Source organism: Pseudomonas sp. GW822-FHT02D10, assembly GCF_058802345.1.
Genome location: NZ_JBXAOB010000005.1, coordinates 105612 through 119814, shown reverse-complemented (window position 1 = coordinate 119814; position 14203 = coordinate 105612). Strand labels below are relative to the sequence as shown.

The window sequence follows — 14203 nt, the reverse complement described above, 5'->3', positions numbered from 1 at the left end:
ATCTGGACGCGGCGCGGGCATTCCCCTATAAAGCCAACTTCAGGAATATTTTATTCCCAACAAGAAAAATCGCTCATGGATGAGACCGCTGTCCGCTGATGTTTTTTTCGCCCTGCGATGAGCTGCCGCCATCTTCCCGAGGACGTGTCATGCAACACGAAAAAAACCATTTCATTATCAAAATCACCTGTCCCGCGGTGTCCGGCATTGTCGCCGCCGTCACCACGTACCTGGCGGACAACGGTTGCTACATCGGGGAGATGGCGCAATTCGACGACGACTTCAGCGGCCAATTCTTCATGCGCGCGGTATTCCGTTTCAACGACGGCCATTTGGGTGACATTCAACAACTCAAAGCCGGCTTCAGTGACGTCGCCAGCGCGTTCGACATGAGCTGGGAGCTGCACGACACCCGCGAGCCGATGCGCGTGTTGCTGATGGTCAGCAAGTTCGACCACTGCCTGACCGACCTGCTGTACCGCTACCACAAGGGCGAGATGGACATGACCATCACCGCCATCGTTTCCAATCACCTTGACCTGCGCCCCATGGCCGAACGCGAGGGCATCCGCTTCATCTACCTGCCGGTGAACAAAGACACCAAGGCCCGGCAGGAAGCCGAGTTGATGAAGATCGTCGACGACACCGGCACCGAACTGGTGGTCCTGGCGCGCTACATGCAGATCCTCTCCGATGACCTGTGCAAGCAACTCTCGGGCCGGGCGATCAACATCCACCACTCTTTCCTCCCTGGCTTCAAGGGCGCCAAGCCTTATCACCAGGCCTACCAGCGCGGCGTGAAGCTGATCGGCGCCACCGCCCACTACGTCACCAGCGACCTCGACGAGGGGCCGATCATCGAGCAGGAAGTGCAGCGTGTCGACCACGTCTACCTGCCCGACGACCTGGTGGCCACCGGTCGCGACACCGAAACCGTGGCCCTGTCCAAGGCGGTCAAGTACCACCTGGAACACCGGGTTTTCCTCAACCAGGACAGAACGGTGATCTTCCGGTGAACGCGCCCAGACTGATTGACGGCAAAGCCGCCGCTGCCCGCGTGCTGGAACAGGTCCGCGAGGACGTGGCGAACCTGCGCGAGCGTGACATTCAACCGGCCCTGGCGGTGATTCTGGTGGGCAGCGACCCGGCCAGCCAAGTCTACGTGCGCAACAAAATCCTGCGCGCCGAAGAGGTGGGTATCCGCTCGCTGGAACATCGGCTGTCCACGGACACCAGCACTGAACAGTTACTCATTCTTATCGCCCGATTGAATGCAGATCGCTCGATCCACGGCATTCTTCTGCAGCTGCCGCTGCCTTCGCATATCGATGAATTACGCGCACTGGAGGCTATCGCTCCGGACAAGGACGTCGACGGTTTTCACAGTCAGAACGTCGGTGGCCTCAGCCAGGGTCGCGAGGTGCTCGCGCCCTGCACCCCCAGCGGCTGCCTGTACTTGCTGGAACAAACCTGCGGCGATCTGCGGGGCAAGCACGCGGTGGTGATCGGCCGCTCGAACATCGTCGGTAAACCCATGGCGGCATTGTTGTTGCAGGCCGACTGCTCGGTGACCGTGCTGCACTCGCGCAGCCTCGATGCGCAAGCCTTGTGCCGTCAGGCGGATATCGTCATCGCCGCCGTGGGCCGACCACGGCTGATCGACGCCAACTGGCTCAAGCCCGGCGTGGTGGTGATCGACGTCGGTATCAACCGCATCGACGATCAGGGTCGCAGCCGGCTGGTGGGCGACGTCGACTTCGACAGCGCGCTGCCCCAAGTCGCAGCCATCACCCCGGTACCCGGCGGTGTCGGGCCGATGACCATCGCCTTTCTGATGAAAAACACCGTGACCGCGGCCCTTATGCAACACCAGGCCCAACGCAGCCAATCGGAGGCCGTATGCCATTCAATCTATTGAAGTACGGGCTGAGTTCGGAGTACCCGGTGGAGGTGGATTTGCCGCCGCCCCGGGAACTCAAACCGAGCTATGACGTGGTAATCATCGGTGCCGGCGGCCATGGTCTCGCCACCGCTTATTACCTGGCCAAGTATCACGGCATCAGCAATATTGCGGTGCTGGAAAAATCCTACCTAGGCGGCGGCAATACCGCGCGCAACACTGCGGTGATCCGCTCCAACTACCTGACCAGCGAAGGTGTGCGCTTTTATGCCGAGTCGGTGCGGATGTTCCAGTCGCTGTCCAACGAATTCGACTTCAACATCATGTACTCCGAGCGCGGCCAGCTGACCCTGGCCCACACCGATGCCACCGTGCGTTCATTCCGCCAGCGCGCCGAGGTCAACAAACACTTCGGCGGACGCACCGAGATGATCGACCGCCAGCAGATTCGCGAACTGGTGCCCAGCCTCAATCTCGACCCCGGGCACTTGCCGGTACTCGCTGGTCTCTGGCATATCGACGGTGCCACCGCACGCCACGACGCAGTGGCCTGGGGCTACGCCAAGCAGGCGGCCAAACGCGGCGTGGAAATCCACCAGCTCACCGAAGTCCAGGACCTGGTGATCGAGAACGGCGCCATCACCGCGGTCAAGACCAATCGCGGCACCATAAAATGCGGTTGCGCAGTGCAGGCGATTGCCGGGCACAGCTCCTTGCTGATGGCCAAGGCCGGGATCCGTTCGCCGATCCAGACCTTCCCCCTGCAAGCGATGGTCACCCAGCCGTTCAAACCTTTTCTCGATCCGCTGGTGAGCTCCTCGGCCCTGCACTGCTACGTGCAGCAGACCAGCCGGGGCGAAGTGGTGTTCGGCGGTGGCTCCGACCCCTATCCGCTGTTCAATACGCGCTCAACGCTCGATTTGAAGGAAAGCCTGCTGGCCCACGCCATCGAGATGTTCCCGTTCCTGGCCAGCGCCAAGCTGATGCGCCAATGGGCCGGTATCACCGACATGACCCCGGACTACAGCCCGATCATGGGCCTGTCGCCAGTGAAGAATTACTACCTCGACGCTGGTTGGGGCACCTGGGGCTTCAAGGCCACGCCGATCTGCGGCAAGACCATGGCCGAGCTGGTCGCCAGCGGCGGCAAGGTGCCGGAGCTGATCAAGCCCTTCGGCCTCGAGCGCTTCTCAACCTTCCAGCAAGTCAACGAAATGGGCGCCACAGCGGCCAGTCACTGACGGAGAGCGGACTATGAAAATCATGAATTGCCCGCTCAACGGGCCACGCAATATCAGCGAGTTCACCTATGGCGGTGAGTTCAAGCCCATGCCCGATCCGGTGACGTGCAGCGACGCCGAATGGGCCGACTACGTGTTCAACACCGACAACCTCGCCGGCGTGGTGCGCGAGTGGTGGATGCACACGCCGTCCAGTTACTGGTTTCTGGCGGAGCGTCACACCGTCAGTGATGAAATCCTGCGCACCTTCGACCCCAAAGAACTGTTCAGCACCCGTGTCGAGTTCAGCGCAATTGCCAAGGAGATCGCAGGATGAACCGCCTCCCCGCCCCCATGGGCTTGCTGATTAACCGCGATCAGCTACTGGATTTCAGTTTCGACGGCCAGCGCTATCAAGGCTTGCAAGGCGACAGCATCGCCAGCGCCCTGTTGGCCAACGGGCGTTTCCTGATTTCCCGCTCGTTCAAATACCACCGCCCGCGTGGCCCGTTGACCATGGCCGGTCAGGACGCCAACAGTCTGGTGCAACTGCCCGAAGAACCTAACGTCCTGGCCGATGCACACGCTTTGTCCGCCGGTTTGCAGGTCACGGCGCAGAACGTCAATGGCTCGCTAGACAACGACCGCGATGCTTACCTGGGCAAGTTTTCCAAATTCATGCCGGTGGGTTTCTACTACCGCTCGTTCTACAAGCCCAAGGGCATGTGGAAGGTCTGGGAGCCGATCATTCGCAAGAAGGCCGGCCTCGGTGTGCTCGACCTGACTTTCAAACCCGAGTATTACGACAAGGCTTATCTGTTCACCGATCTGGCGGTGATCGGCGCCGGGCCCGCCGGCCTGCACGCGGCCCTCACCGCAGCGAATGCCGGAGCCAAGGTTCTGCTCATCGAGCAGCAGCCGATTCTCGGCGGCTCGCTGACCTATGCCCGCTTCGATATCGAAGGTAAAAGAGCAGAAACCCTGCGCCGCGAACTGCTCGCGGCGGTGCAACAGCACGCCAACATCCAGATCCTCACCGAGGCCACCTGCAACGCCTGGTTCACCGACAACTACCTGCCGGTGATTCAGGGCAAGCGCCTGTACAAGGTTCGTGCCCGCCAGTGCCTGGTGTGCAGCGGCTCCTTCGACCAGCCGGTGATCTTTCGCAACAACGACCTGCCGGGCGTGATGCTGACCAGCGCCGCGCAACGGCTGATGAAGCTGTATGCGGTCAAACCCGGTAAACGCGCCGTGGTGCTGACGGGCAACGATGATGGTTATCTCGCCGCCCTCGATCTGCATGATCAAGGTGTGGAAGTGGCCGCTCTGGTGGACCTGCGTAACGCGCCCGACAATACCGACCTGCTGGATGCCTTGGCGCAACGCAAAATCCCTTGTTTGAGCAACAGTACGGTGTACGAAGCCCTGCACGAAAAGGGGATGCGTCATGTCACTGGCGTCGACGTGCGCAAGATCACCGTACAGGGTCAGGTCGCCGACAGCGGGCACCACCTGGACTGCGACTTGCTGTGCATGTCCGCCGGTTACATGCCGGTCTATCAATTGCTGTGTCAGGCGGGCGGCAAACTGGCCTATGACGATCAGCGTGCCGAGTTCACCCTCAGCGGCCTGCCACAGAACCTCAATGTCGCAGGCTCGGTCAACGGTCGTCACCAGCTGGACAACGTGATCGCCAACGGCGTCAATGCCGGTGCCGACGCCGCGCTCGCACTTGGCCTTGAAGCCAGGGCTCAGCGGGCGCCGTTTGGACCAGAAGCCCGAGTCAACTTCAACTGGCCGATCTTCCCTCACCCCAAGGGCAAGGATTTCGTCGACTTTGACGAGGATCTGCAAGTCGCGGACATCGTCAACGCGACGAAAATCGGCTACCGCGACGTGCAACTGGTCAAGCGCTACTCCACCGTCGGCATGGGCCCATCTCAGGGCCGCCACTCGGCTTTGCCGACCGCGCGCCTGGTGGCCTGGGCGACCCAACGCAACATCAGCGAAACCGGGGTCACCACGGCGCGACCGCCCTTCGTCGCGGAGAAACTGGCCCATGTCGCCGGCCGCGCCTTCGACCCGTACCGGCAGACGCCGATGCATGCCCGCCACCTGCAAGCCGGCGCGAAGATGATGCCCGCCGGCATCTGGCAGCGCCCGGCCTACTACGGTAGCACCAAGGATCGCGAACGCTGCATGCAAGCCGAAGCCCTGCACGTGCGCAACAAGGTCGGTATCATCGACGTCTCGACTCTGGGCGGCCTGGATGTACGCGGCCCGGATGCCGCCGAGATGCTCAACCGGATGTACACCTTTGCCTTCCTCAAGCAACCGATCGGCCGTTCCCGTTATGCGCTGATGACCAACGAGCACGGGGTGGTGATCGACGACGGGGTCTGCGCGCGGTTTGCCGAGAATCACTTCTACGTCACTGCCACCACCAGCGGCGTCGACCGGATCTATCAGCAGATGCTCAAGTGGAACGCGCAATGGCGCCTGGACGTGGATGTCGCCAACGTCACCGCAGCCATTTGCGCGGTCAACGTCGCCGGCCCCGACTCGCGCAAGGTGCTGGAGAAAGTCTGCAGCGACCTCGATCTGAGCGCGGAAGGCTTCCCCTACCTGGGCGTACGCCAGGGCACAGTCGCCGGGATCGAGGCACGCTTGTTGCGGGTGGGTTTTGTCGGAGAGCTGGGGTATGAAATCCACGTGCCGGCGCGCCATGGCCTCAAGCTTTGGGATGCGCTGATTGAAGCCGGCAAGGCCCATGACATCCGCCCGTTCGGTGTCGAAACCCAGCGCCTGCTGCGTCTGGAAAAAGGCCATGTGATCATCAGTCAGGACACCGACGGCATGACCCACCCGGCGGAAATCGACATGGGCTGGGCGGTCAGTCGCAACAAGCCGTTCTTCGTCGGCCGCCGTTCGGTGGACATCCTCGAAGCCCAGCCACTGAAACGCAAACTGGTGGGATTCACCCTGCCCAAAGGCAGCCCGCAGCCCCTTGAAGGACACTTGGTGCTCAACGGCCCGGACATCAGCGGCAGCGTCACCTCCTGCGAGTATTCCGCAACCCTTGGCAAGATCATCGGCCTGGCCTACGCCGGCATCGACCAGAGTAGCCCCGGCCAGCAGATTCCGATCCGCGTCGAAGGCGGCATCCTGCTCCAGGCCGAGGTGGTGAAATTGCCTTTCTTCGATCCCGACAACCAACGCCAGGAGCTTTAAGCCATGACCAGCCTGAACGAACAACACCCCATTGGCCAACCTGCCCTGGCACCTTTTCCGGGCTGCAGTCTGATGGATCTGACCGACCTGCCTCGGGTCGGGTTTCGCGGCGCACACAGCGCCGAATACCTGCGGGGGCGCAACTTCGTCCTGCCGGATGCGCCCAACCGCGCCGTGACTCACGCCGATGGCAGTCAGGTGGCGCGTCTGTCCCAGACCGAGTACCTGCTGCTGGGCAGCCCCCAGGATCAGGGCGAGCGTATTGCAGACGAAGAGACCCGTTGGGAGTTGGACCATAAGGCCAACTACCTGCTGCCACGCCAGGACAGTCATGCCTGCTTTCAGCTCAGTGGCGAACACCTCACGCAAGTTATGGCCAAACTCTGCGGAGTCGACCTCAGCGCCGAAGCTTTCGGCCCGGGTGCGGTGGCACAAACCTCGGCGGCGCGAATCAATGTGATAGTGATCAATTCCAGCACCGCTCAACTACCGAGTTTGCACATCCTCTGTGATCGGGCATCGAAGACCTATTTTCGTGGGGCCTTGCTGGATGCAATGCAGGAGTTTTCCGGGCTGGCAACGGAGGGGACAACACTCTGACGCTGGCAGAAACAGGGCGAGCCAGCAGCAGGTCAGGCTCGTTTGGATGGATGAGATTGGAACGGTTTCCAGTAAGGCGGCACCACCAAACTGCGATCTACCAAGCCCCGGATTTATGTACTAATAAACCGTGGTTGGCGGTAGTTTCGAGTGGAACTCACCATTTGTCCCGTCCTGAAACAGGTGTAAACCTTATTCAGGACGGGAAACAGTGATGAAAAGTCGCATATTGTGAGTAGACGTCTGAATGTCACTCCGAAAGCAGCCTGTGTTCGTCTGCTTTCAACATGGAGAGCGAAGGCCCGATCACCGGTGCCGAGTGAGGCAAGCTAGTTCAACAAGCCTGGAGTTGACGGCCCCCGCCAAGGAGCGCGAAGAGTTGCTGCGCCTGGCCAGCCCTTACAAAGCGACCACGCGCCGCTGGACGAAACGATCGACATATTCGTCGGCGGGCGAATGTAGGATCTCCTTCGGCGTCCCGACCTGAATCAACTTGCCGTCCTTGAGAATCGCGATGCGATTGCCGATCCGCACCGCCTCATCCAAGTCATGGGTAATAAACACGATGGTCTTGTGCAGCGTCTTCTGCAGCTCCAGCAACTGATCCTGCATCTCGGCCCGGATCAACGGGTCGAGGGCACTGAAGGCTTCGTCCATCAGGATAATGTCAGTGTCCGCCGCCAAGGCTCGGGCCAGGCCCACACGCTGGCGCATACCGCCCGACAGCTGGTGCGGATACTTGTTCTCATAGCCCTTCAGGCCCACGGTATTGATCCAGTGCAAGGCGCGCTCGGCGCACACTTGCTTGGTTTCACCACGCACTTTCAGGCCGTAGGCGACGTTGTCCAGCACGCTTTTGTGCGGCAGCAGGCCGAAGCTCTGGAACACCATACTGATCTTGTGCCGACGAAACTCGCGCAACGCCTCCATGTCGTGCTGGAGAATGTCCACGCCGTCCACCAGTATCGCGCCGCTGGTCGGGTCGATCAGGCGGTTAAAGTGCCGCACCAGGGTCGACTTCCCCGAACCGGACAGCCCCATGATCACAAAGATCTCGCCGCTACCAATGGACAGCGACAGGTCGTTGACCCCGACCACGCAGCCGGTTTCGGCCAGGACCTGATCCTTGGTCTTCTTCTGGCGAATCATGTTCAGTGCATCTTCAGTGCGGGCACCGTAGATCTTGAAGACGTTTTTGACTTCGATCTTGTTCATCCGTGCCATGCTCATTTGCTCACCTCATGCCGTGGCCGACCATAGGCCTGGGTAATGCGGTCAATCACCACCGCGAGAATCACGATCGCCAGGCCCGCTTCCAGGCCGCGTCCGACGTTGAGGGTTTGAATCCCAACAAGCACATCCTCACCCAAACCACGGGCACCGATCATCGAGGCGATCACCACCATCGACAAGGCCATCATGGTGGTCTGGTTGATCCCGGCCATGATGCTCGGCAGGGCCAGCGGCAGTTGCACGCCGAACAGTTGCTGCCAACGGTTGGCGCCAAAGGCATTGATCGCCTCCATGACCTCTCCATCTACCTGGCGGATACCCAGGTCGGTCAGACGGATCAGCGGCGGAGCGGCGTAGATGACCGTGGCGAAGATCGCCGGCACCTTGCCCAGGCCGAACAGCATCAGCACCGGAATCAGGTACACGAAGCTGGGCATGGTCTGCATGATGTCCAGCAGTGGCATCAGTACCGAACGCAGGCGATCGCTGCGCGCCGAGAGAATGCCCAGCGGAATGCCGATCAGTACCGAAATAAGCGTCGCCACCAGCATCAGGGCGAGGGTTTGCATGAGTTTGTCCCACAGGCCCACGGCCCCCACCAAAAACAGCAGGCCGACGATAACGGTTGTGGTGACCAGCTTGCGGGTGGCGTGCCAGGCAATACCGCCGACGATCACCAACATCAACCACCAGGGCGTTGCGCGGAGCAGGCCCTCGAGGTTGACGATGGCCCACAGCAGGGTGTCGGAGATCTGCCGGAACACATCGCCGTAGTTGGTCACCAGTGCATCAACCCAACTGTTGACCCAGTCGGCGATGGAAAATGTGAAACGCTCGGGAAACATTGGAACCCTCGATCAAGTGGTTGAGGCAAACTTCCCGGCCAGCCTCTCGGTTAGCCGGGAGGTTGTCGACCTACAGAGCCGCGTTGATTTTCTTGGCCGCGTCAGCGCTGACCCAAGCCTGCCAGACCTCCGGGTGCTCCTTGAAGAAGATCTTCGCCAGTTTGGGCGAGTCGATATGCTCCTTGCTCATTCGGGCCAGGTTCTGGTTCAGCAGGTCGATCGGCAGATTGACCTTCTCCAGCACCGCGACCAGTTCTGGCGCCTGCTCATGGAAGGCCTTGGAAAGCCCCACCTGGATGCTGATCTTCTTGTCGATACCCGGCTTCTCTTCCAGCTTGACCAGATCGACTTGACCCATCAACGGCGTCGGCGACCAGTAGTAGAACAGGATCGGCTCGCCACGCTTGTAGCTCGACAGTACGGCGGCATCCAGGGCCGGGCCGGTACCTGGACGGAAGTTGGTGTAGCTCGCTTCGAGACCGTAACTTTTCAGCATCTCGCTGTTTTCCAGCTCGCAGGTCCAGCCGGCCGGGCAGTTGTAGAAACGGCCCTTGCCCGGCTCCTCCGCATCCTTGAACAGTCCGGCGTAGCGGCTCAGATCGGCGATGTTCTTCAGCTCGGGCGCCTTGGATTTGAGGTTGCGCTTGGCATCCCCTTCGACCACATAACGCGGCACGTACCAGCCTTCGGTGGCGCCAATGATCGGTGCGCCGACACCCAGGACCTTGCCGCTTTTCGCCGCTTTGTTCCAGACGTCGCTGCGACCGATCCATTCTTCGGCCAACACTTGAATGTCGTTGCTGCTCAAGGCGTTCTCCATAGCGATGGAGTTACCCGGCAAGGTGTCGATTGCGCAGCCGTAACCGTCCTTGAGGACGATCTGCAACACCTCGGTGAGCAACATGCCGCTCTCCCAGTTGAGCCCGGCGAATTTCACCGGTTTACCCGACTCGCACCAACTGGCGGCCTGGCTCGCAGCACTACCGGCCAACAGGCCGAGGGAAATCAGTGTGGCGGTAAGGTTTTTTTTGATTTTCACAATCGCACGCTCCAACACAGTGAACAGGATTATGGCAGTGCAAGTGTTCGCCACCTCAGTGGCGAACATCTGTCATCAACGTGAAGCTCAAACTCCTTGATGTATCGTCGGGAACCAATCTTCGCGCAGTCTCTGACCGGTCTGCATCGCATGCCCTGGATACGGTGGAGAGGTCCGTCCTGGACGCTCGAGGTAACGAATATCGTCGCCGAGCCAGCGCAGCGACAGCACCCTTCGACGCTGCGCCGAGGCATTGCCTCTGGCGCCATGTACCGTACGGAAATCAAACAGCACCGCATCGCCCGGTTGCATCTCCCACTCGAGTACCTGCAGGCCCTCTTCCGTATCCGGATCGGGCGCGTCGCGGTATCCGCCGGCGTCCCGGTAAAAATCGCTTTGATCGGCCCAGTGCACCGGTTTTATCCCTTTCTCCCAACGATGTGAGCCGGCAACCAGACGCAGTGTCGACTCACGCACCGGGTCCACGGGGATCCAGTAACTGACGCTCTGCTGTCCTTCGACAAAGTAGTAGGGGATGTCTTGATGCCAGGGCGTGGCTTTCTGCGCCCCCGGCTCCTTGACCAGCACGTGATCATGGAAGAACTGTGCCGATTTCGACCGCATGACGGCGGCTGCAACGGACGCCGCAGGTGACTCCTCAACCATTGCGCGAAACTCCGGGATTCGCTGCCAGTTGCAATAGTCATCGAAAAAACCGCCGGGTTTGTCATCCTTCTCGACGTAGCGACTGGCATAAACGCCCGGCTCGGCCAGGTTGCGTTCAATGCCGGCGGCAATCGTCTCGATCCAATCAGTGAAAATACCGCGCAGGCAAACCGCACCATCGCGCTGGAACGCTTCGATATCTTTTTCGTCAAGGGTGAATGCGCTGTGTGCCATGACCTGAAACTCCTTGAAGGAGGAAATAAATGTGGGCGCTGGACAAATATTTCACGGCACACAACAATGATAAAATAATAAGTATTGATGTATCACCAAAGAAAAACTTATGAAGTTCACCCTACGACAACTCCGTTACGCACTCGCTGCGGCCAAGCACGGCAATCTCACGCTGGCGGCCGAGGAGTTGCACGTTTCCCAGCCCTCGATCTCCACGGCTATTACCGAACTGGAGGTGCTATTCGGCCAACCGCTGTTTGTTCGCCAACGCGGGCTCGGCGTGTCCGTCACCCCCTTCGGCCGCACGGTGATGGCCCAGGCAAAACGCGTCCTGGCCGAAGCGCGAAGCTTTGCGGATATCGGCAGCAATAGCAGCGACTTTGCCGGGGAACTGGTGCTGGGTTGTTACGCGGACCTGGCGCCGTACTGCCTGCCGCAGATCCTGAGACACCTCCAACGCGACTATCCTCAGGTCACTGTCGATATGCGCGAAGGCAGCTTCGAATATCTGGGCAAGCGCCTTGCCGAAGGCGCCCTGGAGTTGGCGCTGACGTACGATCTCGGGTTGCCGGCCAACATGGAATGCGTAGAGCTGTGCCAGTTGACCGCCCATGCCCTGTTACCGGCCGATCACCCGCTGGCAAACGAGGCCCGTGTCAGTCTGGCGGCACTGAGCGAATGCAACCTGGTGGTGACGGATCAGATCCATAGCTGGCAGCATGTGCTGGATCTATTCAGCTTCCATGGACTCTCCCCCGCCAGCGTACAACGGACACACAGCTTCGAATTTCAACGCAGCCTGGTTGCCAACGGGTTCGGTGTGGCGCTGACCTATACCCGCCCCTATGGCGACCGTAGCTACGATGGTCAGCCCTTGGTCTGTCGCCCCATACGGGAAGAGCTGCCCGCCCAGCGCATTGTTCTGGCCTATGATCAGCGCTACCCGTTAACACCACCTGCCGAGGTGTTCAAAATGCAAGCGGTGGCCTGGTTCGCGGAACGACTACCGTTTGCGTCAAATTGAATATTGCGCAGGGCGCATCCGCATCCAGCGCTGCTCGTCCGGATAAAAACCGGACGAGCCATTGGCTCAATGCCTCGTTTTACGCTCCAGCAAACGCACACCGAGTGACAGCGGATAACACAGCGCAAAGTAAATGGCGCCCACGAGGATGTAGATCTCCAGCGGCATGAAGTACACGGAGCTCAAATCCTGGGCGCGCAACATCAGATCCGGCGCCGCGATCAGCGAAGCCACTGACGTATCTTTCAACAGAGAGATCGCGACGTTGCCGATCGGCGCCAGCACGATACGGATGGCCTGGGGCAACACGACCCAACGCAACACCTTGAGATGAGGCATACCAATCGCCTTCGCGGCTTCCACTTGCCCCTTGGGCACCGCCTCCAGACCCGAGCGATAAATCTCCGACAGGTAGGCGGCAGCATTCAGCCCCAACCCGATCATCGCTGCCTGGAACGAGCTGAACTGAACGCCGATTTCGGTCAGGCTGAAATAGACGATGAACAACTGCACCAGCGCCGGGGTGCCGCGAAAAACCTCGATGTAGATCAGCGCTGCGCGCCGCAATGCCCTATTGCTCGAGAGTCGCGCCAGCGCCACCAGCAGACCGACGATCAAGCCGATGACCAGCGCACCGAATGCCAATTGAAGAGTGGCCCAGGCCGCTGTAAGAAATTCGACATGGGTTGCTTCCCACAGGTCGCCATAGCCCATATCAATTCTCCTTGACGACTTTGAGTCGCCGTTCGGTCCGCGCTGCCCAATGGGACAGCACCAGGCTCAACACCAGGTAGATGATCGCCAACAGGAAATAGATCAAGTTGGTCTGGTAGGTTTCGCTGACCAGCATCCGCGCCTTGAAGGTCAGCTCCGGCACCGCCGCCGCCGACGCCAGGGACGTGTCCTTGAGCAGACCGATGGCGAAGTTCGCCATTCCTGGAATCGCCACCTTGAATGCCTGCGGCAGCACAATGATGCGCATCGCCAGAGAGCGGGTCATGCCGATGGAAAACGCCGCTTCGCTTTGTCCACGATCGATGGTGCGGATGCTCGAACGGAACACTTCCGACAGAATCGCCGCACCGTTCAGACCAAAACCAATGATCGCCGCACCGATCGCCGGCAACGTGATACCGATGTAAGTCAGCCCGAAGTACAGAATGAACAGCTGGGTCAGGATCGGTACGTTGCGAAACACCTCCAGGTACACGCTGGCGATCAAGCTCAGCACGCGGCTGCGCGAAAGCCGCATCAACGCCAGACAAAACCCTAGCAACGCCGCCACGACGAACGCGGCCGCGGTCAGGCCAACGGTGGTCAGTGCACCGATGCCCAGCACATTCAAAAAGTACGGCAGCATCTCAATGGCTTTGTTCAGTGCAGTGGAATCGAACATCGATCAGTGCTCCTGTACAGCGCGGATAAAGGAGCGGGTACGTTCGATCTGGCTCTCACGGAAAATCTGCCGGGGCGGTCCCTGCTCGACAATGTTGCCGTCGGCCATAAAGATCACCTGATCGGAGACGCTTTCGGCGAAGTGCATTTCGTGGGTCACGATAATCATCGTCATGCCCTCCTCCGCCAACTTGCGCATGACGGTCAGCACTTCGCCCACCAGTTCCGGGTCCAGCGCCGAAGTCGCCTCGTCAAACAACATCAGCTTGGGTCGCATCGCCAGCGCCCGGGCGATGGCAATGCGCTGCTGTTGCCCACCCGAGAGCTGTTCCGGATAGACATCGCGCTTGGCGAACATGCCCACCTTGTTCAACAGGTCCTCGGCCAGCTCCACCGCTTCCGCGCGACTGCGTTGTTGCACCTTCAGCGGGCCGAGGATGATGTTTTCCAGTACCGAGAGGTGCGGAAACAGGTTGAAGCGCTGGAACACCATGCCGATTTCGGTGCGCATCCGCGCCAGCTCCTTGTCGCTCATGGGCACTTTGCGGGTGCCCACCAGACGCTGGCCGATCAGTTCGTTATCAATGTAAATATCACCTTTGGTCGGCTCTTCGAGGTAGTTGACGCAGCGCAGCAAGGTGGTCTTGCCCGACCCGCTGGGGCCGATGAGCGAGATCTTCTGACCCTGTTGTACGTTGAGGTCGATGCCTTTGAGAACGTCCAGGCTGCCGAAGGACTTGTACAGCCCCTCGATCCGCACCAGTGGAGTTGATTCAGCCATGAGCAATGTCCGTAAGTGGATGACGCAAACTGTGA

At 60.2% G+C, this 14203-nt stretch carries 14 protein-coding genes; 7 read left to right on the top strand and 7 right to left on the bottom strand.

Features of this window, described 5'->3' with window-relative positions:
• Positions 1-149 precede the first annotated feature (149 nt).
• From purU to AC1RPZ_RS10310, 6 genes are read left to right on the top strand one after another with little or no spacing between them, the layout of a single operon-like run.
• The gene (purU, locus tag AC1RPZ_RS10335; RefSeq protein ID WP_493136939.1) at positions 150-1016 is read left to right on the top strand and encodes a formyltetrahydrofolate deformylase; all 867 of its coding nucleotides are present in this window, start codon (positions 150-152) and stop codon (positions 1014-1016) included.
• On the top strand, positions 1013-1918 hold the full coding sequence (gene folD / locus AC1RPZ_RS10330) for a bifunctional methylenetetrahydrofolate dehydrogenase/methenyltetrahydrofolate cyclohydrolase FolD (protein ID WP_493136938.1): 906 nt from the start codon (positions 1013-1015) through the stop codon (positions 1916-1918). Before purU ends, folD begins: the two co-directional genes overlap by 4 nt.
• Complete coding sequence (locus tag AC1RPZ_RS10325) at positions 1900-3141, top strand: FAD-dependent oxidoreductase (RefSeq protein ID WP_493136937.1); 1242 nt, start codon at positions 1900-1902, stop codon at positions 3139-3141. The genes folD and AC1RPZ_RS10325 overlap by 19 nt, the downstream gene beginning before the upstream one ends.
• A gap of 13 nt (positions 3142-3154) precedes the next feature.
• On the top strand, positions 3155-3457 hold the full coding sequence (locus AC1RPZ_RS10320) for a sarcosine oxidase subunit delta (protein ID WP_493136936.1): 303 nt from the start codon (positions 3155-3157) through the stop codon (positions 3455-3457).
• On the top strand, positions 3454-6351 hold the full coding sequence (locus tag AC1RPZ_RS10315; RefSeq protein ID WP_493136935.1) for a 2Fe-2S iron-sulfur cluster-binding protein: 2898 nt from the start codon (positions 3454-3456) through the stop codon (positions 6349-6351). The genes AC1RPZ_RS10320 and AC1RPZ_RS10315 overlap by 4 nt, the downstream gene beginning before the upstream one ends.
• A 3-nt stretch (positions 6352-6354) precedes the next feature.
• Entirely contained in the window at positions 6355-6951 is a 597-nt protein-coding gene (locus AC1RPZ_RS10310; protein WP_493136934.1) for a sarcosine oxidase subunit gamma, read from the top strand.
• A gap of 399 nt (positions 6952-7350) precedes the next feature.
• On the opposite strand, the gene AC1RPZ_RS10305 is transcribed toward AC1RPZ_RS10310, so the two are convergent.
• The 4 genes from AC1RPZ_RS10305 to AC1RPZ_RS10290 form a co-directional block, all read right to left on the bottom strand.
• Positions 7351-8181, bottom strand: a complete 831-nt coding sequence (locus AC1RPZ_RS10305) for a quaternary amine ABC transporter ATP-binding protein (RefSeq protein ID WP_493136933.1) — start codon at positions 8179-8181, stop codon at positions 7351-7353.
• Positions 8178-9029, bottom strand: coding sequence for an ABC transporter permease (locus tag AC1RPZ_RS10300; RefSeq protein WP_493136932.1), 852 nt, complete (start codon positions 9027-9029; stop codon positions 8178-8180). The genes AC1RPZ_RS10305 and AC1RPZ_RS10300 overlap by 4 nt, the downstream gene beginning before the upstream one ends.
• Before the next feature lie 70 nt (positions 9030-9099).
• A complete protein-coding gene (locus tag AC1RPZ_RS10295) occupies positions 9100-10068 on the bottom strand; it encodes an ABC transporter substrate-binding protein (RefSeq protein ID WP_493136931.1) in 969 nt (322 codons plus the stop codon).
• Positions 10069-10155: 87 nt separating this feature from the next.
• Entirely contained in the window at positions 10156-10968 is an 813-nt protein-coding gene (locus AC1RPZ_RS10290) for a phytanoyl-CoA dioxygenase family protein (RefSeq protein ID WP_493136930.1), read from the bottom strand.
• A gap of 109 nt (positions 10969-11077) precedes the next feature.
• Between AC1RPZ_RS10290 and AC1RPZ_RS10285 the strand changes: the two genes are divergently transcribed.
• Positions 11078-11992: a LysR substrate-binding domain-containing protein gene (locus AC1RPZ_RS10285; RefSeq protein WP_493136929.1), complete on the top strand. Its 915-nt coding sequence runs from the start codon at positions 11078-11080 to the stop codon at positions 11990-11992.
• Positions 11993-12058: 66 nt separating this feature from the next.
• Here AC1RPZ_RS10285 and AC1RPZ_RS10280 read toward each other — a convergent pair whose 3' ends face one another.
• From AC1RPZ_RS10280 to AC1RPZ_RS10270, 3 genes are read right to left on the bottom strand one after another with little or no spacing between them, the layout of a single operon-like run.
• Positions 12059-12706 carry an amino acid ABC transporter permease gene (locus AC1RPZ_RS10280; protein WP_493136928.1) on the bottom strand — a complete coding sequence of 216 codons (648 nt, stop codon included), beginning with the start codon at positions 12704-12706 and terminating at the stop codon, positions 12059-12061.
• A 1-nt stretch (position 12707) separates the two neighbouring features.
• Complete coding sequence (locus tag AC1RPZ_RS10275) at positions 12708-13388, bottom strand: amino acid ABC transporter permease (RefSeq protein ID WP_493136927.1); 681 nt, start codon at positions 13386-13388, stop codon at positions 12708-12710.
• A gap of 3 nt (positions 13389-13391) precedes the next feature.
• Entirely contained in the window at positions 13392-14168 is a 777-nt protein-coding gene (locus tag AC1RPZ_RS10270) for an amino acid ABC transporter ATP-binding protein (RefSeq protein ID WP_493136926.1), read from the bottom strand.
• Between the last annotated feature and the right edge of the window lie 35 nt (positions 14169-14203).

Excerpts from the sequence above, each read along its gene's own strand:
- purU (WP_493136939.1), top strand. The coding sequence starts at position 150 with ATGCAACACGAAAAAAACCATTTCATTATCAAAATCACCTGTCCCGCG.
- AC1RPZ_RS10325 (WP_493136937.1), top strand. The coding sequence starts at position 1,900 with ATGCCATTCAATCTATTGAAGTACGGGCTGAGTTCGGAGTACCCGGTG.
- AC1RPZ_RS10320 (WP_493136936.1), top strand. The coding sequence starts at position 3,155 with ATGAAAATCATGAATTGCCCGCTCAACGGGCCACGCAATATCAGCGAG.
- AC1RPZ_RS10315 (WP_493136935.1), top strand. The coding sequence starts at position 3,454 with ATGAACCGCCTCCCCGCCCCCATGGGCTTGCTGATTAACCGCGATCAG.
- AC1RPZ_RS10310 (WP_493136934.1), top strand. The coding sequence starts at position 6,355 with ATGACCAGCCTGAACGAACAACACCCCATTGGCCAACCTGCCCTGGCA.
- AC1RPZ_RS10305 (WP_493136933.1), bottom strand. The coding sequence starts at position 8,181 with ATGAGCATGGCACGGATGAACAAGATCGAAGTCAAAAACGTCTTCAAG.
- AC1RPZ_RS10300 (WP_493136932.1), bottom strand. The coding sequence starts at position 9,029 with ATGTTTCCCGAGCGTTTCACATTTTCCATCGCCGACTGGGTCAACAGT.
- AC1RPZ_RS10290 (WP_493136930.1), bottom strand. The coding sequence starts at position 10,968 with ATGGCACACAGCGCATTCACCCTTGACGAAAAAGATATCGAAGCGTTC.
- AC1RPZ_RS10285 (WP_493136929.1), top strand. The coding sequence starts at position 11,078 with ATGAAGTTCACCCTACGACAACTCCGTTACGCACTCGCTGCGGCCAAG.
- AC1RPZ_RS10280 (WP_493136928.1), bottom strand. The coding sequence starts at position 12,706 with ATGGGCTATGGCGACCTGTGGGAAGCAACCCATGTCGAATTTCTTACA.
- AC1RPZ_RS10275 (WP_493136927.1), bottom strand. The coding sequence starts at position 13,388 with ATGTTCGATTCCACTGCACTGAACAAAGCCATTGAGATGCTGCCGTAC.
- AC1RPZ_RS10270 (WP_493136926.1), bottom strand. The coding sequence starts at position 14,168 with ATGGCTGAATCAACTCCACTGGTGCGGATCGAGGGGCTGTACAAGTCC.